At 59.1% G+C, this 20,946-nt stretch carries 19 protein-coding genes; 4 read left to right on the top strand and 15 right to left on the bottom strand.

The window, feature by feature from the left end; translation table 11 throughout:
• Positions 1 to 36: 36 nt before the first annotated feature.
• From rseP to rpsB, 8 genes are all read right to left on the bottom strand, one after another.
• Complete coding sequence (gene rseP / locus AAFM31_RS03675) at positions 37 to 1,398, bottom strand: RIP metalloprotease RseP (protein ID WP_341706556.1); 1,362 nt, start codon at positions 1,396 to 1,398, stop codon at positions 37 to 39.
• Positions 1,399 to 1,434: 36 nt separating this feature from the next.
• Positions 1,435 to 2,622, bottom strand: a complete 1,188-nt coding sequence (ispC, locus tag AAFM31_RS03670; RefSeq protein ID WP_341706555.1) for a 1-deoxy-D-xylulose-5-phosphate reductoisomerase — start codon at positions 2,620 to 2,622, stop codon at positions 1,435 to 1,437.
• The gene (locus AAFM31_RS03665; protein WP_341706554.1) at positions 2,619 to 3,434 is read right to left on the bottom strand and encodes a phosphatidate cytidylyltransferase; all 816 of its coding nucleotides are present in this window, start codon (positions 3,432 to 3,434) and stop codon (positions 2,619 to 2,621) included. The genes ispC and AAFM31_RS03665 overlap by 4 nt, the downstream gene beginning before the upstream one ends.
• The gene (gene uppS, locus AAFM31_RS03660; protein ID WP_341706553.1) at positions 3,434 to 4,186 is read right to left on the bottom strand and encodes a polyprenyl diphosphate synthase; all 753 of its coding nucleotides are present in this window, start codon (positions 4,184 to 4,186) and stop codon (positions 3,434 to 3,436) included. Before uppS ends, AAFM31_RS03665 begins: the two co-directional genes overlap by 1 nt.
• A 23-nt stretch (positions 4,187 to 4,209) precedes the next feature.
• The gene (gene frr, locus AAFM31_RS03655; protein WP_104736967.1) at positions 4,210 to 4,767 is read right to left on the bottom strand and encodes a ribosome recycling factor; all 558 of its coding nucleotides are present in this window, start codon (positions 4,765 to 4,767) and stop codon (positions 4,210 to 4,212) included.
• Between the two features lie 3 nt (positions 4,768 to 4,770).
• On the bottom strand, positions 4,771 to 5,505 hold the full coding sequence (gene pyrH, locus AAFM31_RS03650) for a UMP kinase (RefSeq protein WP_341706552.1): 735 nt from the start codon (positions 5,503 to 5,505) through the stop codon (positions 4,771 to 4,773).
• Between the two features lie 186 nt (positions 5,506 to 5,691).
• Positions 5,692 to 6,561, bottom strand: a complete 870-nt coding sequence (tsf, locus tag AAFM31_RS03645; RefSeq protein ID WP_341706551.1) for a translation elongation factor Ts — start codon at positions 6,559 to 6,561, stop codon at positions 5,692 to 5,694.
• A gap of 138 nt (positions 6,562 to 6,699) precedes the next feature.
• Entirely contained in the window at positions 6,700 to 7,437 is a 738-nt protein-coding gene (rpsB, locus tag AAFM31_RS03640; RefSeq protein ID WP_341706550.1) for a 30S ribosomal protein S2, read from the bottom strand.
• Between the two features lie 282 nt (positions 7,438 to 7,719).
• Here rpsB and map point away from each other — a divergent pair, with 282 nt between their 5' ends.
• The 3 genes from map to dapC are packed head-to-tail and all read left to right on the top strand — an operon-like array spanning position 7,720 to position 12,466.
• A complete protein-coding gene (gene map, locus AAFM31_RS03635) occupies positions 7,720 to 8,508 on the top strand; it encodes a type I methionyl aminopeptidase (RefSeq protein ID WP_341706549.1) in 789 nt (262 codons plus the stop codon).
• A gap of 52 nt (positions 8,509 to 8,560) precedes the next feature.
• Positions 8,561 to 11,260, top strand: a complete 2,700-nt coding sequence (locus AAFM31_RS03630; RefSeq protein WP_341706548.1) for a [protein-PII] uridylyltransferase — start codon at positions 8,561 to 8,563, stop codon at positions 11,258 to 11,260.
• A 9-nt stretch (positions 11,261 to 11,269) separates the two neighbouring features.
• Positions 11,270 to 12,466, top strand: a complete 1,197-nt coding sequence (gene dapC, locus AAFM31_RS03625; protein WP_341706547.1) for a succinyldiaminopimelate transaminase — start codon at positions 11,270 to 11,272, stop codon at positions 12,464 to 12,466.
• Positions 12,467 to 12,993: 527 nt separating this feature from the next.
• On the opposite strand, the gene AAFM31_RS03620 is transcribed toward dapC, so the two are convergent.
• A complete protein-coding gene (locus tag AAFM31_RS03620; protein ID WP_341706546.1) occupies positions 12,994 to 13,299 on the bottom strand; it encodes a hypothetical protein in 306 nt (101 codons plus the stop codon).
• The gene (locus AAFM31_RS03615; protein WP_341706545.1) at positions 13,289 to 13,825 is read right to left on the bottom strand and encodes an N-acetylmuramoyl-L-alanine amidase; all 537 of its coding nucleotides are present in this window, start codon (positions 13,823 to 13,825) and stop codon (positions 13,289 to 13,291) included. Before AAFM31_RS03615 ends, AAFM31_RS03620 begins: the two co-directional genes overlap by 11 nt.
• A 224-nt stretch (positions 13,826 to 14,049) precedes the next feature.
• Here AAFM31_RS03615 and AAFM31_RS03610 point away from each other — a divergent pair, with 224 nt between their 5' ends.
• Positions 14,050 to 14,991, top strand: coding sequence for an acyltransferase (locus tag AAFM31_RS03610; protein ID WP_341706544.1), 942 nt, complete (start codon positions 14,050 to 14,052; stop codon positions 14,989 to 14,991).
• On the opposite strand, the gene AAFM31_RS03605 is transcribed toward AAFM31_RS03610, so the two are convergent.
• From AAFM31_RS03605 to AAFM31_RS03585, 5 genes are read right to left on the bottom strand one after another with little or no spacing between them, the layout of a single operon-like run.
• The gene (locus tag AAFM31_RS03605) at positions 14,981 to 15,823 is read right to left on the bottom strand and encodes a hypothetical protein (protein ID WP_341706543.1); all 843 of its coding nucleotides are present in this window, start codon (positions 15,821 to 15,823) and stop codon (positions 14,981 to 14,983) included. The two genes, AAFM31_RS03610 and AAFM31_RS03605, sit on opposite strands and share 11 nt — an antisense overlap.
• A 1-nt stretch (position 15,824) precedes the next feature.
• Entirely contained in the window at positions 15,825 to 16,490 is a 666-nt protein-coding gene (locus AAFM31_RS03600; RefSeq protein ID WP_341706542.1) for a DUF2793 domain-containing protein, read from the bottom strand.
• A complete protein-coding gene (locus tag AAFM31_RS03595; protein WP_341706541.1) occupies positions 16,487 to 19,630 on the bottom strand; it encodes a phage tail protein in 3,144 nt (1,047 codons plus the stop codon). The genes AAFM31_RS03600 and AAFM31_RS03595 overlap by 4 nt, the downstream gene beginning before the upstream one ends.
• Positions 19,627 to 20,052, bottom strand: a complete 426-nt coding sequence (locus AAFM31_RS03590; protein WP_341706540.1) for an NlpC/P60 family protein — start codon at positions 20,050 to 20,052, stop codon at positions 19,627 to 19,629. The genes AAFM31_RS03595 and AAFM31_RS03590 overlap by 4 nt, the downstream gene beginning before the upstream one ends.
• Positions 20,049 to 20,936, bottom strand: coding sequence for a DUF2163 domain-containing protein (locus AAFM31_RS03585; protein ID WP_341706539.1), 888 nt, complete (start codon positions 20,934 to 20,936; stop codon positions 20,049 to 20,051). The genes AAFM31_RS03590 and AAFM31_RS03585 overlap by 4 nt, the downstream gene beginning before the upstream one ends.
• Between the last annotated feature and the right edge of the window lie 10 nt (positions 20,937 to 20,946).

Here is a 20,946-nt window from a genome sequence, read left to right as displayed (position 1 = left end):
CATCAATGGCAGGTCGTGTTCAGGCAGTGCACTTGTTCAGCCGCCCAAGCGGCTTATATCGTTATAAATGGCAAACAGCATGACTCCGACGATCAGGCTCAAGCCGATCTGCAGTCCCCATGTCTGAATTCGCTCGGAGAGAGGCTTACCCCTGATCCACTCGGCCACGTAGTAAACCAGGTGGCCACCGTCCAGAACTGGTATCGGGAGAAGGTTCAAAACCCCCAGACTGATACTCAAGTACGCGATAAAACTGAGAAAACTCTCTAGCCCCGACTTGGCAGAGGCGCCCGCCACTTTAGCAATGGTTATCGGACCACTCAAGTTTTTTGCCGAGACCAGCCCTGTGAGCATTTTCCAAAGCGAATCCAGCGTCAGCGCCGTCATCTCCCAGGTTTTCTGCATCGCTACCGGTACAGCAACCACCGGGTTGTAACTGATCTGCCGCTGCATGTGCGGTGGCAACTCGACCGGCTCCCCCCCCGCCCCCACATATCCGACAACCACATCGCCAGAGGCCTTGGGCCGAGGCGTCAAGCTGACCTCAACCACACGACCGTCGCGTTCAACCTGCAGCTGCAACTGCTGCTGCGCGCTGGCTTGAATCCTTGGAACAACGTCGAGGAGCCAGTCAGTGACTACCTCACCATCGATAGAGAGAATCAGATCGCCCGCCTGCAAACCTGCCTCGGCCGCCGCCCCGTCAGGGGCCACCTGCCCGATACGTGGCGGAATCTGCGGCTGCCAGCCAGTCAGACCAAGGGCCTCCATCGGATCCGGAGCCTCTTCCCCCTTCAACCAATTGTCCAGACGCAACCGATACGACTGCTCTGACCCACCGGCAAACGGCTTGGCGACCAGTTCGATGCTGCCACTTTCACCCAGGCGACGAATCAACTGCAGATTGATGTCATGCCAGCTGCGAACGTTATTGCCATCCACTGCGGTGATCTCCAACCCTTGATGCAGACCGGCCTGCGCTGCAGGGGTACCGGCGGAAACCGGGCCGAGCACCGGCGCAACAGTGCTGATACCAACAACAGCAACCAGCCAAAAGGCCAGAATGGCGAGCAGGAAGTTGGCGGCCGGGCCAGCCGCGACCACGGCGATGCGTTGCTTCACAGTCTTGCGATTGAATGCCTGATCCAACTCGTGCTCGGCCACCGGCGCCTCGCGCTCATCGAGCATCTTGACGTAGCCGCCCAGCGGGATGGCGGCAATGGCGTATTCAGTGCCCTTGCGATCATGCCAACGCAGCAGAGCGGGGCCGAAGCCGATGGAGAAACGCAAGACCTTGATGCCACAGCGGCGTGCCACCCAGAAGTGGCCATATTCGTGAATGGTGACCAGCAAACCGAGCGCAACCACGGTAGCCAACAACGTAGACAGCAGTTCCATTCAGAACCTCACAGGGCTGCAAAGCCGCCCGTAAACTTACTTTCCGTTTGCCTCAACCCACTTCAAGGCGTGTTCACGCGCGCTCTGATCAGCGTGGAGAATATGCTCGAGATCGCGCACCGACTCACTGGGCAAGCGGCTCAATGTGTTTTCGATGATAACAGGGATATCCACAAAGCCAACGCGTCCGGCCAGAAATGCGTCAACCGCGACCTCGTTGGCAGCATTAAGCAGCGCACAACTGGTGCCGCCCGCCTCCGCAGCCTCGCGCGCCAGACGCAGGCAGGGAAAGCGCTCAGGATCGGGCGCCTGAAAGTCCAGTCGCGCGGTAAGCAGAAGATCCAGCGCACTTACACCCGAGTCAATGCGCTCCGGCCAGGCCAATGCGTGCGCAATCGGCGTGCGCATATCAGGATTACCGAGCTGGGCCAGAACCGAGCCGTCGATATAGTCCACCAGAGAATGGACCACGCTCTGCGGATGCACTACCACCTCAACTTGATCCGGTCGCGCATCGAACAGCCAGCAGGCCTCAATCAACTCAAGCCCCTTGTTCATCATGCTCGCCGAATCAACCGAGATCTTCTGCCCCATCGACCAGTTCGGATGCGCGCAAGCCTGAGCCGGCGTAACCTGCAACAACTGTTCAGAGGAGAAATTACGGAACGGCCCACCAGAGGCAGTCAGGAGAATACGGCGCACGCCAACCTTACCCAATCCGGAGGAAAAGTGACCGGGCATGCACTGGAAGATAGCGTTGTGCTCACTGTCAATCGGTAGTAACTGAGCACCTGATGCCTGCACTGCAGACATGAACAGGGCGCCGGACATTACCAGCGCCTCCTTATTGGCCAGCAGCACGCGCTTGCCAGCCTCAACCGCAGCCAGAGTAGGACGCAGCCCTGCTGCTCCCACGATTGCAGCCATAACTACGTCAACACCCGCGTCGGACGCGACCTGCGCCAACGCTGCCTCGCCAAACAGCACCTCGGTGTCGACGCCCTCGGCAGACAGCTCTGCCTGCAGCACATCGGCCTGCACCTCGTCAGCGACAACCGCGTAGCGCGGACGATGCTGGCGACACTGAGCCGCCAGTACGCTCATGCGACTGTAACCGGTCAGCGCGAATACCTGGTACCGCTCCGGGTGGCGCGCGATGACATCCAGCGTACTGACACCAATGGAACCGGTCGCACCCAGAACGGTGACTTGCTGTCGGGTCACGCCAAACGGCTCCCAAGCAACAACCAGACGCCAACGTAAAGCGGAATCGCAGCCGTCAGGCTATCGATACGATCAAGCACGCCGCCATGACCAGGCAGCAGATTACTACTGTCCTTGAGCCCCGCCTCGCGCTTGAACAGACTTTCCGTCAGATCTCCAACGACAGAGATCAACACGACCAGCGCAGAACCAACCAGTCCCAGAACAACAGACTGCAGCCCCCAGCCCAGGTACAGCATCGCCGCCAGTGCCAGTGACAGACTCACCAGAAGCCCACCAAATAGCCCCTCCCGGGTCTTGCCCGGACTTACATTGGGCAGTAGCTTGTTGCGGCCGAACGCCTTGCCTGCGAAATAGGCGCCAATATCAGCGCCGAATACCAGAACGGCCAAGCCGAGCAGCATCCAAAGACCGTGCTCCTGCGCCCGCAACCAGACCACCCCGGCCCAGGCCGGCAGCAGAATCAGCAAACCGAACAGCTGACGTAGAAAGCTACCACGCCAGAGCCCGCTGCCGTTGGGGTAGCGCAGGATCATCATCGTTGCCATGACCCACCAGACCAGGGCCGGGGCAACAAAAAAGATGATAGCCGGCGCATCGCGGTACAGGCCGACCATAAACAGGCCGAGCGTGACGGCATACACGATGCGACCGCCTTGACGCGTTTCGCCACACAGTCGCATCCACTCCCAGGCCGCCAGCATCACCACTGCACCGATAAATGCAGCAAACCAGACACCCTGCAAACCAACAAACCCGGACACTGCGATCAGCGCCAGAATGACGCCCGTTATTACCCGTTGCTTGAGCATCAGGACTCCGCTGCAATCTGCTCGCTGGTTTTGCCGAAACGGCGTTGACGACCCGCAAAATCATGCATCGCCTCTCGCAAGGCGGCCTGTTTGAAGTCGGGCCAATAAAGATCAGAAAAGTACAGCTCGGCGTAGGCCAGCTGCCATAACAGGAAGTTGCTAATACGCTTTTCGCCACCGGTCCGAATACACAGATCCGGTAACGGCAGTCCGGCAGTGCTGAGACGCTGTTCAATTACCTGCTCGGTGATCGATGCCGGCACGCGTTCGCCACGAGCCACCTCTTCGGCAAGCCCTCTGGTCGCCTGCGCCATATCCCACTGGCCACCGTAGTTGGCGGCAACGACCAGCGTCAGGCGATCGCAATGCGCAGTCTGCTGTTCAGCATCTGCCATCGCCTGCTGAATTTCGTGAGAGAAGCGGCTGCGATCACCGATAATGCGCAAACGCACACCATTCTCTCCAAGCTTGCGCACTTCTCGGCGCAACGCTGTGAGGAACAATTCCATCAGCGCGCCAACCTCGTCAGCCGGTCGCTGCCAGTTTTCACTGGAAAACGCGAACAGGGTCAATACCTCGACCCCGTCCTCGACGCAGACCTCGATCATCGCCTTGACGGCATCAACACCGGCCTTGTGCCCGGCGACTCCGGGCATCAGGCGTTTGCGAGCCCAACGGTTATTGCCATCCATAATGATGGCAATATGACGAGGGACGACGAACGGCTTGCCAGCCTGCTTTTTGTTATCCATTTGAAGGCGGATCACTGACAGCCTCAGATGGCCATCAGGTCCTTTTCTTTCACTTCCAGCGCCTTGTCGATCTCAGCGATGAACTTGTCGGTCAGCTTCTGGACATCGTCCGCGGCACGACGTTCTTCGTCTTCGCTGATTTCTTTCTCTTTTTGCAGATCCTTCAGCTGGCTCAGCGCATCGCGACGGATGTTGCGCACTGCAACGCGACCGCCTTCTGCTTCTGCGCGAGCCTGCTTGGTGTAACCCTTGCGGGTTTCTTCTGTCAGAGCAGGCATCGGGACACGAATGGTGGTACCGGAGGTAGCCGGATTAAGCCCCAGATCCGAGGTCATAATGGCCTTCTCGACAGCCTGGATCATGCCCTTGTCGAACACACTCAGTGCCAGAGTGCGCGAGTCTTCGACGATAACGTTGGCAACCTGACGCAGCGGAGTGTCAGAGCCGTAGTAAGACACCATGACGCTATCCAGCAGAGCCGGGTGAGCGCGACCAGTACGAATCTTGGCGAACGCATGTTCCAGCGCTTCGACGGATTTCTTCATGCGCTCCTGCGCGTCTTGCTTGATTTCGTTGATCATTACTCAACCCTCGATCAGTGTTCCTTCGGCGCTTCCAACAACCGCGTTGAGCAGCGCGCCAGGCTTGTTCATGTTAAACACCCGCAGGGGCATATTGTGGTCACGGATCAGGCAGATCGCCGTCAAGTCCATGACTTCAAGCTTGAGATCCAGCACCTGGTCGTAGCTGAGCTTCTCGAAGCGCTCAGCATTCGGGTCCTTCATCGGGTCAGCGTTGTAGACGCCATCCACCTTGGTTGCCTTGAGCACCAGATCGGCGTCGACCTCGATACCGCGCAGACAGGCAGCGGTATCAGTAGTGAAGAAGGGGTTGCCCGTGCCGGCGGAGAATATTACCACGTCACCACCAGCGAGGTAGCGCATTGCCTTGCGACGATCGTAATGCTCGGTCACGCCTTCCATGGTAATAGCCGACATCACCCGCGTCTGGATGTTGGAGCGCTCAAGGGAATCACGCATAGCCAGCGCGTTCATAACTGTGGCCAGCATGCCCATGTGGTCACCGGTAACACGATCCATGCCGGCAGCGCTGAGCGCCGAGCCACGGAACAAATTACCACCACCAATCACCAGACCAACCTGAACGCCAATACCGATCAGCTGGCCAATCTCCAGCGCCATCCGATCCAGCACCTTGGGATCAATACCGAAATCCTGGGTCCCCATCAGCGCTTCACCGCTGAGCTTGAGAAGAATGCGCTTGTACTTGGGTTGGCGGCTACTGGGCACCTGGGCCATGTCTGAATCTCCTGGACTGGAAGGGAGAAATACTCAACGAGTTTCACCCAGACCACGCGGGCGCAAACTTGTTCAGTATTTCTTGAAAAAGAGGCTTCACGCCTGCGCGGGAAGCCTCTCGGATCAACCTTGTCGCCCCCACCGAACAGCAGGGGCGGTGCACCGGTCAGCGTGCACTATAGCGTATTACTGCTTGGCGGCAGCCAGCTGAGCGGCAACTTCGGCAGCAAAGTCGGTTTCGGCACGCTCGATGCCCTCACCCACTTCAAAACGCACGAAGGAAACAACTTCAGCACCGGCCTTCTTGGCCAGCTCACCAACCTTGACGTCCGGATCCTTGACGAAGGGCTGCTCGATCAGGCTGCCTTCGGATACGAACTTGTTGATGCGGCCCTTGACCATGTTCTCAACAATGTTTTCCGGCTTGCCGGCGATCTTGTCTGCGTTCAGAGCCAGGAAGATCTCCTTCTCTTTAGCGATCGCTTCCTCAGAAACCTGAGAGGCATCCAGGAACTGCGGGTTGCTCGCAGCAACGTGCATAGCAATGTCACGAGCCAGCTCTTCGTTACCGCCATTCAGGGTAACAACAACACCGATACGGTGACCGTGCAGGTAAGCACCAACCACATCACCTTCAACGCGAGTCAGGCGACGGATGTTGACGTTCTCACCAGTCTTGGCAACCAGCGCTTCACGGGCCGCTTCCTGATCAGCGATCAGCGGAGCAGCGTCGGAGTAACCAGCTTCAACAGCCTTGTCCAGGCTGGCAGCAACGAATGCTTTGAAGTCATCCTGCAGAGCCAGGAAGTCGGTCTGGGAGTTAACTTCGATGATGACTGCGGACTTGTTGTCGGCAGCAACCTTGACAGCGATGGAGCCTTCAGCGGCGATGTTGCCGGCCTTCTTGGCTGCCTTGATGGCGCCGGAAGCGCGCATGTCGTCAATTGCTTTTTCGATATCACCTTCAGCGGCAACCAGTGCCTTCTTGCACTCCATCATGCCCTGACCGGTGCGCTCGCGCAGTTCTTTGACCAGTGCTGCAGTAACTTCTGCCATGGATTCTTCCTCACATAACTGGATTAGTTCCTGCTTCCGATAATCAGCAGGAAGCAACGAATCATCTTGCGATAAACACATTGCAAAAAGGGGGCATCGCCCCCTTTTTGCTACGGCAACAAATCAGCCGTAAGCACCTTAGCCTTCAGAGGCTTCCGGAGCAGCTTCTTCAACGAACTCATCAGCAGCGCCAGAGTTGCTCTTGCCACGCAGTACGGCGTCAGCCATAGCAGCGGCATACAGCTTGATGGCACGGATGGCGTCGTCGTTACCAGGGATAACGAAGTCAACACCTTCCGGACTGCTGTTGGTATCAACGATGCCGATAACCGGAATACCCAGCTTGTTGGCTTCGGTGATAGCAATGCGCTCGTGCTCGACGTCGATGACGAACAGTGCGTCAGGCAGGCCACCCATGTCCTTGATACCGCCCAGGCTGCGATCCAGTTTTTCCAGATCACGGGAGCGCATCAGAGCTTCTTTCTTGGTCAGCTTGGCGAAAGTACCGTCCTGAGACTGAACTTCCAGGTCGCGCAGACGCTTGATGGACTGACGAATGGTCTTGTAGTTGGTCAGCATGCCGCCGAGCCAACGGTGATCAACATACGGCTGACCGGCGCGAGTCGCTTCATCAGCAATGATCTTGCTGGCAGCGCGCTTGGTGCCGACGAACAGGATCTTGTTCTTGCCAGCAGCCAGCTTCTCCACAAAGCTCAGAGCTTCGTGGAACATCGGCATGGTCTTTTCGAGGTTGATGATGTGAATCTTGTTACGAGCGCCGAAAATGAACTTGCCCATTTTCGGGTTCCAGTAACGGGTCTGGTGGCCGAAGTGCGCACCGGCCTTCAGCATGTCACGCATAGAAACTTGAGTCATGATAGCTCCAGTAAATCGGGTTGGGCCTCCACGCATCCCAGCATCCAACCCCGAAGGGCACCCAGGACACCGTGTCGATACGTGTGCGGTTTTAAGGTAAATGCCGAGCGAATCTGACGACTCTTTTCTCAGCGGGGCGCTTTATACCATATCGCCAGATGCGAATAAAGCATCGCCGAGCAACAGGCGACACACGGCCCGCTCAACAGCGCCGCACAGGTCTGTTAGAATCCCGTGTTTGTCCACTGTCGCCAGCCGGCGCCCAATTGAGAGAGTCCAGCCATGACCGTAACCATCAAGACCGCTGAAGACATTGCCGGCATGCGGATTGCTGGCCGCCTGGCGGCCGAAGTTCTGGAGATGATCGGTGAACATGTCAAACCGGGCGTCACCACCGACGAACTCAACACCATCTGCCACGACTATATTGTCAACGTCCAGAAAGCCATTCCCGCACCGCTCAACTACGGCGGCGCTCCGGGCCGCATGCCCTTCCCCAAGTCCATCTGTACCTCCATCAACCACGTGGTCTGCCACGGCATCCCGAACGACAAGCCGCTAAAGAATGGCGACGCGCTGAATATCGACGTCACCGTTATCAAGGATGGTTACCACGGCGACACCAGCAAGATGTTCATGGTTGGCGAAGTACCCGAATGGGTCGAGCGCCTCAGCCGCGTCACCCAGGAGTGCATGTATAAAGGTATTGAAGTGGTACGCCCCGGCGCCCGCCTTGGTGATATTGGTGCAGTGATTCAGGAACATGCCCACGCCAACCGCTACAGTGTGGTGCGCGAATACTGCGGCCACGGCATCGGTAAAGTGTTCCATGAAGAGCCGCAGATTCTGCACTACGGCCGCGCCGGTACCGGCATGGAGCTACAGGAAGGCATGACTTTCACCATCGAACCAATGATCAACCAGGGCCGCGCAGAAACGCGTCTGCTGGGCGATAACTGGACCGCTATCACCAAGGATCGCAAGCTGTCCGCGCAGTGGGAGCACACCATCCTGGTCACTGCCGACGGTTACGAAGTACTGACCCTGCGCAACGACGAAACCTTCCGCTAACAGGCGACTGATTCGCTGTCCGGCCAAACCGACCTGCCGAGGAACTGAAATGATGGATGACGCGCTTTTCGATCCGGGCCAGTTCCAGGCAGAGCTGGCCCTCAAGAGCAGCCCGATAGCGGCGTTCAAGAAGGCCATTCGCCAGGCTGACACACTCATTGCCCAACGCTTTGAAGAAGGGCGCGACATTCATCAGTTGATCCACGAGCGCGCCTGGTTCACCGACCAGATCCTACAGCAGGCCTGGGCTCGGCTGCCCTGCGCCGGCGACCCTGGCATCGCCCTGCTGGCCGTCGGTGGCTACGGCCGCGGTGAACTGCACCCGCATTCGGACATCGACCTGCTGATCCTGCTGCGCGGCGACGCCGAGCCGTTTCGCGAGTCGATCGAAGCCTTTCTCATGCTGCTCTGGGATATCGGCCTAGAGGTCGGCCAGAGCGTACGCAGCATCGACGAATGTCAGCACGAAGCCCGCGCCGACCTGACGGTGATTACCAACCTGATGGAGTCACGCACCCTGGCTGGCGACGAAGCGCTGCGCCAGGACATGATGCAGGCAATCGACACCAGCCAGATGTGGACCGATGCCGAGTTCTTCCGTGCCAAACGCGCCGAGCAGCACGCCCGCCACGCCAAGTTCAACGATACCGAGTACAACCTCGAGCCCAACGTCAAGAGCTCACCCGGCGGCCTGCGCGACATCCAGACTATCGCCTGGGTTGCCCTGCGCCACTTCGGCACCAACGACCTGAGCGAACTGGTTCAGCAGGGCTTTCTGAATGAGCCCGAGTACCGCATCCTCGACTCGGGCCGCGCCTTCCTATGGAAGGTAAGGTTTGCCCTGCACACCCTGGCCGGGCGTGCCGAGGACCGCCTGCTGTTTGACCATCAGCGCGCCCTGGCCAAACTGCTCGGTTACGAAGGCAACGACAGCAAGCTGGCCGTCGAGCGCTTCATGCAGAAGTACTACCGGGTGGTGATGTCGCTGTCGGAGCTGAACGACCTGCTGATGCAGCACTTCGAGGAAATACTGCTGCGCAATGCCGAGGCGGCGGATATTCGCCCGCTCAACAGTCGCTTCCAGGTCCGCAACCACTACATCGAAGTCACCAACCCCAATGTCTTCAAGCGGACTCCGTTCGCCATCCTGGAAATCTTCCTGTTGATGGCTCAGCACCCGGAAATTCGCGGAGTGCGTGCCGACACCATCCGCCTGCTGCGTGATCACCGCCACCTGATCGATGACGAGTTCCGCAGCGACATTCGCAACACCAGCCTGTTCATCGAGTTGTTCCGCTGCAAGGAAGGTATCCACCGCAACCTGCGGAGGATGAACCGCTACGGCATTCTCGGCCGCTACTTGCCCGAGTTCGGCAAGATCGTTGGCCAGATGCAGCACGACCTGTTCCACATCTACACCGTGGATGCCCACACGCTGAACCTGATCAAGCACCTGCGCAAGCTGAACCGCCCGGAGTACCAGGACAAATACCCGCTGGCCTGGCGCATCTTCTGCCGCCTGCCCAAACCGGATCTGCTGTACATGGCCGGGTTGTATCACGATATCGCCAAGGGCCGCGGCGGCGATCACTCGGAACTTGGTGCGGTCGACGCCGAACTGTTCTGCACCCGCCATCACCTGCCTGCGTGGGACACCCATCTGGTCAGCTGGCTGGTAGAGAACCACCTGCTGATGTCGACCACGGCGCAGCGCAAGGACATCTCCGACCCGCTCGAGATCCACGACTTCGCCACCAAGGTCGGCAATCAGGTACGCCTCGATTATCTCTACGTGCTGACCATTGCCGACATCAACGCAACCAACCCGACGCTGTGGAACTCCTGGCGCGCCTCCCTGCTGCGCCAGCTGTACACCGAGACCAAACGCGCGCTGCGCCGTGGCTTGGACAATCCGCCGGATCGCGAAGAACACATCCATCAGACCCAGCAGGCGGCGCTGGACATTCTGGTACGCAACGGCATCGAGGAAGAAGACGCCGAAGCGCTCTGGGCAGAGCTGGGCGACGACTACTTCCTGCGCCATACCGCCAGCGATGTGGCCTGGCATACCGAGGCCATCGTCCAGCACAGCGATCGTCTGGGCCCACTGGTACTGATCAAGGAAACCGCCCAGCGCGAGTTTGAAGGCGCCACCCAGATCTTCATCTATACCCCGGAGCAGAACGACCTGTTCGCAGCGACGGTATCGGCAATGGACCAGCTCAACCTGAGCATTCAGGATGCGCGCATCATCACCTCGACCAGCCAGTTCAGCCTCGACACCTATATCGTGCTCGATTCGGATGGCGGATCCATTGGCGAAAACCCGGAGCGCATCCGCCAGATCAAGCAGGGGCTGGTCGACGCTCTGTCCGACCCGGACGCGTATCCGAGCATCATCCAGCGCCGGGTGCCGCGTCAGCTCAAGCACTTTGCCTTCGCCCCCGAGGTCACCATTTTCAACGACCCGAACGGCCTGCATACCATTCTTGAACTGAGCGCACCCGACCGCCCCGGCCTGCTGGCCCGCATGGGCCGCATCTTCCTGGACTTCGACATCAGTGTGCAGAACGCCAAGATCGTTACCCTCGGCGAGCGCGTGGACGACGTCTTCGTCATCACTGACGCCGAAAACCAGGCGCTGTCAGACCCGCAGCTGTGCGAGCGCCTGCAGCAGACCATTATCGACACACTCAGCAGTACCCAGCCGACCGGCCAGGAGTACAGCAGCCCCATCGCCATCGGCCCCTGAGGATACAGAATGAACCACGACCTGCAGCGCCTGCAGCCCTACCCCTTTGAGAAGCTGCGCGCCCTGATCGCCGACGTCACTCCAAACCCGGCGCTGCGCCCGATCTCGCTGTCGATCGGCGAGCCCAAGCATCCGTCTCCGCCGTTCGTACTGCAGGCATTGACCGACAACCTCAATCAGGCAGCGGTCTACCCGACTACCCAAGGCAAACCAGAGCTGCGCCAGAGCATCGCCAACTGGCTGACCAAGCGCTTTGCGCTGACCGCCGGCAGCCTGGATATCAACAGCAACATCATTCCGGTCAACGGCACCCGCGAAGCGCTGTTTTCCTTTACCCAGGCGCTGATCGCCCGCGACCCGCAGGGTCTGGTGGTCAGCCCCAACCCGTTCTATCAGATCTATGAAGGGGCAGCGTTTCTGGCTGGCGTCGAGCCGCACTACCTGGCCTGCGACGGCACTAATGGCTTTATCCCGGATTTCAGCGCCGTACCGACCGAGATCTGGCAGCGCTGCCAGCTGCTGTTTATCTGCACACCGGGCAACCCGACCGGCGCCGTGATTCCGCTGGAGACCCTGCAGCAGTTGATCAAGCTGGCAGACCAGTACGACTTCGTCATCGCCTCCGACGAGTGCTACAGCGAAATCTATTCGCCGCAGGGCCCCGCTCCCGTTGGCCTGCTGCAAGCCTGCGCCGCCATGGGTCGCGACGACTACGCCCGCTGTGTGGTGTTCCACAGCCTGTCCAAGCGCTCCAACCTTCCCGGACTGCGCTCCGGCTTCGTCGCCGGTGACGCCAGCCTGCTCAAGCCGTACCTGACCTACCGCACCTACCACGGCTGCGCCATGCCGATCCACAGCCAGATCGCCAGCATCGCGGCCTGGAATGACGAGGCCCATGTGGCCGACAATCGCGCCCAATATCAGGCCAAGTTCGACGCCGTTCTCGCCATTCTTGGCGAGGTCATGCAGGTCGAACGCCCGGACGCCGGTTTCTATCTGTGGCCACAGACACCGATCGACGATGAGACCTTCACCACTCGCCTGCTGGCCGAGCAGAATGTCGCCGTGGTGCCCGGACGTTACCTGTCTCGGGAAATTGATGGTTATAATCCCGGCGCCGGACGGGTCCGCATGGCGCTGGTCGCCCCGCTGGACGAGTGCATTGAAGCTGCCGAACGCATCCGCGACTTCATCAGGAGCCTGTAAGCCATGATCACTCTGTACGGCATCAAGGCCTGAGACGCACAAGAGAACGCCAATTCCCCTTTTGAATCATCAGGTTAGGCGCAAATCGACTGTAAAAATAAACAGCGGTTTGCGCGCTAACTCACTCCTTTAAAATCAAAGACTTGCGTTCTGTTTTGGGGAAGATTTACCCCGGAATGCGACGCCATGCCCCATCCTCTGGGACGGATTTCGAATCCGTTTTCAGCCCGTATTTAACGGACTGCCAGCCCGCCAACTTCCTGATTTTACTGATCATCCCAAAGAGCCCTATAGGATGCTGAGGGGATTATTTGGGGGAATATTCCCCCAAAATTGCACCACGGCAGATATTAGCCCCTCGTCTGACGCTTGCGGATCACTGACTAAGCGCTTCAATCAAGCCAGCCTTGCCGGCAGCGCACTCGCGGTACATACCTGCCAGCTCAATATCCATCAGCAGCAGCTCACCCATGTCGACCGTCTCTGGTACTGCAGGAAACGGCGGGCACTCTTGCAGCAGCCCGGCGTCAATTCTTGCGGGCTGACTCCAGGAGCAGGCGACCAGAATCAGGCAGCACGCAGTCACGATAAATAGTTTCACGCAGCACCTCCGTGCGGCCTTGCTGATAGATGGTTTTGTTCTCAATGCGGATGCCGGCTATCTGCTCCAGCGTCCTTCCGGATATCTCGCGCACCAGCTCGGCTGCGGCTTCCTGTGCGACGCGGTCCCGCTCAAGGTCATAGGCGACCTTCCAGGCATGGATCTGCCATCCGGTCGCCAGCGCGATTGCGGCCACAACCGCATAAGCGGTTACCCTGACTTTATCGATCATGCCGCACCTCCTCTGCCAGTAAGTCCGCAAGCACCTCGGCCAGCTGCAGCTTCCAGCGCTGATATGCAGCCAAGTCATCAGGATTGCTGATGAAGAACAGCTCGACGATGATGCCACCGCCCCGACTGACGAACGCGAGGCGGCTGTGCTGGCCGCTGGCTTCACCCTTGGCGCCGCGATTGTTGATGCCCAGCGTGGTGCTGATGGCTTTGCACAGGCGCAGCCCCAGCTCCATATCACCCGGCCAGCTCAGAGTCTCCACCCCGGTGGCCGTGGGTTTGCGAAAGGCGTTGCAGTGGAACTCCAGAGCAATGTCATGATCTGCCGCCAGCTTCCATGCTCTCGACAGCGGCAGGTTCTGGCGCTGCTGGCCGTCTCTGCCGAACACAACGCCGCGCGCCTCCAGCGCATCCGCCAGCGCATCCCGAAACTCCAGAACAATATCGGCCTCGGTATGGCCGTTACCCACGGCGCCAGGGTCAGCGTCGGAATGCCCGGCGCTGATGAATAGCGTTCTCGCTTGCATGCGTTGCTCCTGAAGGGCAGACACAAAAAAGCCGCCTCATTGGGCGGCCTGTTGTGATGGGGTTATCGTTTGCCGGAGTTCACCGGCGACAGCAGCGGCCGAGATCGGCATGCTGCTCTGGCTCTACAAGGATGTGGGCTGACGCATAGCCGGGTTTTGCAGTACCGGCACTTTGCTGACCTCAGTGCCGAGCTTGGTGCTACCATCATCAGCAAGGAGGCCAGATGACATACCAACCCCACCTCGATGGATTGAGAGCACTTGCAGTTTTGGCGGTCGTCGCTTTCCACGCGCGCGCGCCTGGCTTCCTTGGTGGCTACGTCGGCGTCGATCTGTTCTTTGTGCTCTCTGGGTACCTGATAACCAATGTCCTCAGAGAGAACTCGGACCTAAAGCAGTTCTATATTCGCAGAGCCCGCAGGCTGATACCGCCACTTGCGCTGATGCTCATCGCATACATCACTATTTTCCCAATAATCCGACCTGGCCTCCCGCACTTCCGCGACGCTGCGATAGCGTTCACCTACCTCTCAGACTATGCGGTCGCTTTCTGGAACGAACCAGACTACCTACGCCACACTTGGAGCCTCGCCGTCGAGGAGCACTTCTACTTGCTCTGGCCTCTCGTCTTTCTGAGGTTCCGGCCGTCCATCAAAGCGCTGTTGATTGCCTATATCGTCGCAACGGCTTGGCGCTGGGGATGGCCCGGATGGCACGAAGCATACTCACGGTTTGATACCCGACTTTCGGGACTCATTCTTGGATGTCTGCTCGCCGGCATCACCATTCAGCAACGCTTCCCAGCGTGGCCAGGCCTGCTCGTAATCGGGGCGGCGACCGCCACCTATGGTTGGGGCGAGCCATGGGTACAAGGCTGGGGGTTCTTCATCGTTGAGATTGCAGCGGCCGTTGCAATTCTCGGAACTCCGCCCGCATGGCTATCGCACCCGCAGCTTGTTTACCTCGGGAAGCTGTCATACGGCGTTTACCTTTGGCATTACCCGATAACAAAGCTGCTGCGTGATGGCGGAGCTACGTGGGAGGTGATACTACCAGTAAGCCTTTCCGCATCCGTATTGCTTGCGGCAGCATCTTTCCAATGGCTTGAAGTCTATTTCCGGTCGGCACCGTCTCCTATACGCAGCGCTGACCAAGCTAGGCCATAGGCGGCGCGTCTTTGTATGGGTGGCCGACCGGGAGATTTTCTACCACTGCCGTATATCCGTCTCTATGAAGATCCCACGCCACCCAACCCTCTAACTCTTGCCTTTCTGCAGCCGTTGGAAGCGATACTCCAGCAAGAATCTCGCGAACAGAGCTGTCGTAAAACTGTGTTGGCGGGGTTACTAGGTTTGATCCTATGCGAACAACCGACGACGCCGTATTACTGGTGCTCCCTCCCCCTGAGAACGCTCCTGTTTTTGAGGCCACCAGAGTGCCGTCAATCCAAAGCTCGATCGTTCGTGTTGCATAGTTAATATAGCCAACAGCCACATGGAACTCTCCGTACGGTGTCGGATAAGTAACTCCATCGTACCCATCACTATCAAGGCGACGGCCTCCCCAGTAGACAACATTACTACCACTGAGGTTATTCATGGCGAGGCCGACTCTATAAGAGGCCGCACTGTTTGACCAAACAGCAATCGGTCGCTCGAGGTTGGTACCATCATCGTCTCGACGAAAAACAGCCATCATCCATGCGCTCTGGACGCTACGATAAAGATTGTTCGCCGCCGCGTTAACAGTGAGATAGTCGTTTGCATCAAGGTCTACGTGCCAAGGAGATGCAGCGATAACAGGTCGATTTGATGCCAAAGCCTGCGCCGCATGCCAGCCATTAACGGACATATCCTGCCACTCGGAAAGCGCCCCAGAAACAACCGTTACACCGCTCGATCTTCCGACCCAGAATTGCGCCTGGGCAGAAAGACTTTCAGGCGTCCAGAGTCTCGAGCTGCTAAACGAACCCAAAAACCCAAATTTCCCGCTACGCATGTCAGGCCACCGGAGTTTGAGCTTGGTAGATGGTTGTGCCCCCATCCCAAGTAATGAACGACATCACGCTTACATTACCGGCGGATGGCTCTGGCTGGTCCGGAGATCCCTGAACAGCAGCAGGCCAGGTAACCTCCCACCCGCCGGTACCGTCCTGCACAAAAGTGATAGTGAAGGTCACGACCTTCCCGCTCGGCACATTGCTGAATGTGAGAGTTGTCACGTCCTGATCGAGATCGACAACGAAGCCTGCCGGATCGGCCAGGTCGATATCCAACGCACCGGAACTAATGGCCGGCTCGATCAGATCGTCCCACCCTCCAGCACCGCCTGCCGACCACTCCAGCCAGTCCGCACCGTCATATCGGTATGTGATCTCGTCTGCAGCGCACTCGAACTTCCAGCCCTCCTTGGGGGTTATTACGATCCAGCCGCTGCCGGTGCGATACAGCGCGAGCTTGCCCGCAGCAGCGCCGGTTACTCCTGCCCACGCTGACGCCATGATGTACAGGGCCCCGTTCGCGGGGCTGCCTGGTGCAGCGGTCAGCGTCTTGCTGATGACCGGCGTCTGCAGCAAAGCGTCAATGATCGCAAACGTCTCGTTGGCATTCAGGAAGTTGGCCTGCCCGTTTGCCAGTTCGGTGAGCCCAATATTGGGTGTTGTCACAGTGTTACCTCGCGAACATAACCACGCCCTACCACCTCACTGAGTTGGTAGATGCGGAACGTGATGGATGATTGAGGGGAGCCAAAATCAGTTGTCTGGTCGGCGGCGGAATAGCTGAACCCGGCCGCGCTGCTGCTTAGCGTGTTGACGACCGTCGAGCCGTTCATGACGTCGATTGAGTAGGACTCTGCGTTTTCCCCGACCGGAGCGACAACGCCTGTTGACCACCAGCTGCTGGACAGCCTGCTGCGGCGTACAAATGTCGCCGTCAGATCGCCGCTGCCATCTCGCGTTGCGCGGGCATGCACAGGACTGAGCGGCTCCAGATTGACGCCCTGGTACGCGAAACTCACGTTGTCGCCGGTATCGAGCGCCGCTCGATTGGTGATGCCGCGATAGATCCGTTCCAACGTCAGCGACTCGGATGCCATGCTGATGAACACGTTGTCAGGGTCGGTCAGAAGAATGAAGTAGTCGCCCACCTCATGCAGGCCGGTCGCCCACTCGGTGCCGCGGTCACCGCGCACGAAGTGCGACAACGTGTAGCTACCGTCTGCCTGCAGCACTGCTTTCTGGAACCGCAGAATCTCCCAGCGCCCATCCTTGCCATAAGCCGCGAAGTTCGCGCCAGTCAGCATCTGGTCGCGAGTGATGCTTTCCAGTTCGCCACTGATAACCAGAACCGGCAGTTCCGACTGATCGATCAGATACCCGTCGTGCGCACCCAACACATCCGGTGCCGAGCCGATGGTGCACTTGGTATTCCATGCCTCGATATCAAGCCACGTCTGGCCGTTATCGCCAGAGCGGTACAGCACACCACCCGGCCAGCCATCGGTGTAGCCCGTCATCACGCCGACGAAGCCGAGCTGGTTCTGGTACGTCTCGTCGACCACGGGAATGTCCAGAGGCACAAACACCGTCGGGCCTGCCACGCCGATGGTGCCGTCCGGCAGCGTGCCTTCACCGCCGGATGCGTTCGGGGTGAACACCGACGCAGCATTGGGCGTGCCCTTGATCTCCACCCGGCCGTCCTGCGTGTACTCAATCTCATTGATGTAGATCTCGTAGTCAGCATCCGGCGTCTGCTGGGTGAACACATCACCCGGCTGCAGGGCCAGGTATGTCGGCGGCAGGCTTTCTTCGTAGCTATCGCGATCCAGCCACGCACGGCCACGCAGTACCTCGGCGATGCCTGCGCCTTCGTCGGCAGTGAGAACCATCGCCAGCTCGACTTCTTCCTCGTTGACCGCCTCGGTGTTAATGCGGGTCGACGACTGCTCGCCGATGTCGTACTCCCGCGCGGCGTCCAGGTACTTGACCGTGATCTTGGCCGGCAGTTGGCTATCCATCTCGCGGGAACGCTTGAACACATCCTTTGGCTGATCGCCGTTGGTTGCCCCCATATCCTCATACGGAATAGTCAGCACACTGCCCTGCCCGCGCGGCACGACCTTGAGCTTGTAACCATCTTGAACGATTGCGAACTGGTGAGCGGTGGCCAGCGGCTCCAATGCTGAGCGGATCGAGCCACCGCTGATTCGATAGCCACGGGTCTGACCGGTGAGCAGGGAAACATCAACATCATCCGCTGTCAGCAGCGCTGAACGCTCGACTTCGCGAACGACCACCTCATCCAGATCCTCATAGCCCGCGCCACCGCGGTCGGTCATCTGGTAGACCCTGCCAGAGGCGGTTACGCCGAAGCCCGGCGCGTAGTCATAAACAGACGAACCGCCTGTCAGGCTGATGGAAGCGTTTAGGGTAATTGATGCATCACCAATATCGTAAAGACGCAGAGTATCGATCTGATGCATCAAAACCCGACCTTCGGATATTGCGAAGCTCCGGCGCCCCCATCCGGCGGGCATCGTACCCATATACTGAGCCCAGAGAACGGTGCCGTCCCGGTCGATTTCACCGAAATAGATATTATTGAAACCGATGAAATTGTTTGCCCAGAAGACCCTGCCGTCGTCACTCTCCGCCAGATACATGCCGTCGGTTTGGTAGGCAAGGCTGGAGTAGGTTACTACCCCTGTCGGGCTTATAACGGCGAAGTCCCCATTTAGATTCGGGAACATGGTGTAGCCGTCAGACAGACGCAGCACCCAAGCCCCGGTGTTGACTGCCGACATAGTGAACGAGGTCGGAAGTTGCGCGTCCAGCGCGCCGCCCGCTTTTTTGAACGGGTTTACGACAAAGACGCCATACTTCACGCCGCGCAAAAACAACACCTCATGCGAGGACAGCGTGTTTAGCCCTGCCCGCTCAACCCGGGCGCTGCGCCTTTCCTCGCGGATCAGCGCGCCACTATGGGCGTAGGTCCGAAAGGTCACGGTACCCACGAACCACTCGGTTTCCCCGTCGTCCTCGAAAAACTTGGTGTAATACTCTGCAGTCTGCAGCGTGGCCTCGTCGGAATACACCGGTATGCCGACGAAGGGACGGTCATGCATATACACCGGCGCTTCCTTGACCTCCGGCACCACCAACTCGACGCGGAACTGAGCGCCTTCCAAGGTATTGCCGAAGTCGGTCAGCTCCAGATTGCGGTACTCGATGTAGGACATGCCGCGATGGGCCGTGGCGTTATCAACGCCAACGTCCGCCTGATACCGGGCGCTGGGCTGCTGGTCGTCGGTGCCCTTGTAGAAGGTGAATTTTTTGGTGCGAAAGACATCGCTTGCGATGATGGTGCTTGTGTCAGACGCGCTACCGTCATACAGCAGCTTGTCCGAACACCAGATCCGGCGGATGCCCTGAATCGGAATGTCCGGGCAATCTGCCAACCCGAGATGAAAGGTCGCGTAGTAGGTGTATTCGTCCGCAGCACTAGCACCACCACCCTTGCCACCGCCGTCACTCTTGCGTTCACGGAGCTTGTTGTTCTCCAGCCAGAGCACGTTTCCGCTGACCACGATGGTGCCGTAGACACGCGGAATGTCGGCACCGTAGGTGCTGGTCTGGATGCTGAGGTCGGAGAGGCGCGGGCCTTCGATTTTTGGCCCACCGCCAAGGACAGCACCAACGCCAGCACCAAGGGCTGCGCCGTACAGCGCGCCAGCCGGGTTGAAGCCGGATACCACAAATCCAATGGCACCGCCGACTACCGCCCCAACAGCGCTTTCAGTGCTCATGCTTTAACCATCCGATAAGCCCCGGTCACCCGGGCGCGATGCAGTGCGTCCAGGCGGTGGCGAACCACCTTGCCCGACTCTGATGTGGCGTGAATGATGAAAGCCCTGCCACGCTCGAAGCCCGCGTGCAGGGCGATGTGCTGCGGGTCACGAGACATTCGCATGATCAGCCAGTCCCCTGCCCCTGCTTCCGCAATAGGGATTGGCTGTAGCGATGGCTGCGCGTTGAGGATCTTCTGCAGCTGGCCGTCGTACGGCTGCCGTGGGTAGCCATATTCGTCCCGGTACTCCAACCCCAAGCGCTTGAAGCAGTGAACCAGCAGGCCGGCGCAGTCCATGCCGCGACCAGGCTGACGCCCCTGATGTAGAAAAGGTGTGTCCATGCACTCCAGCGCGGCAGCAATGATGTCGTCTGGAGTCATGCTCCGCGCCCTCGCTGGCTGTATACCGTCTTGCTGGGCACGTGGGGTTGCCCGCCGAAGTTGATGGCGTTGCCGAACTTGTCGCGGCAGTCTTGCAGCCGCTTGCGGCAACCAGGAATGGCTTGGTACGCATCGCCAACCTGCGGCGGGTACGGCAGCGCTTCATGCAGAGTGAATGCACCGCTGGCGAAAACCTTGATCTGGAACGGCTTCAAGCCTGCGTTGGCGCCGGTGGTGAACTGGATCTCGCCATAGCCGAACCAGTCGTCCGCCTCCAGCCTGGTGCTGTCGCTGAACTGGTACTGATCGGTTACCGCCGTGAGCGTACCGGTGACCAGGTAGTCCGCCATCTGCGGGCCGTCCGGATTAGCGCGCGGCCCTGTGCAGCGGCTGCGGCTGGTGGCGATCAGGTTGCCGCCCAAATGCTGATCGAACAGCGTCCAGGGGCAGGATGGCGAATAGTTGCGCCCCACTTTCTGGCTCAGCACATCAATCGCGCTCATCAACTGCACACGGTACTTGTGGTCGGTAATGTCGACCTTGCCGAAGAACAGCAGCGAAAGCGGCTCTTCATCCTCAACCGGTGCGGCCCAGCTGGTGGCAAAGATGTAGACCCGGGCGTTGTCGTACGCGCCCACCTGCAGGTCATCCAGCGAGATTCCGCCGGCCTGCAGAATGCCGTCCAGGTCAACACCGCTTCCAGACATATCCGCTGTGGCGCTCAGCCCGGAGAACTCATACCCGCTGGTGGAGTGGTAGACCGCGTCGTTACTCATCTTCAGCGCCGTGGGGTAGCTGGTCAGCCTGACAATCGGCTGGCTGCCCACGGGCTCAATCCGGGCGCAGTAAACCCGCGTCCGGTAATCGGCGACGTGTGATTTCATTGGGGTGCCT

The organism is Halopseudomonas sp. (assembly GCF_038130085.1).
Taxonomy (GTDB): Bacteria; Pseudomonadota; Gammaproteobacteria; order Pseudomonadales; family Pseudomonadaceae; genus Halopseudomonas.
Note: the sequence above shows the minus strand (reverse complement) of the source record. Positions and strands in the feature narration are given on the sequence as shown.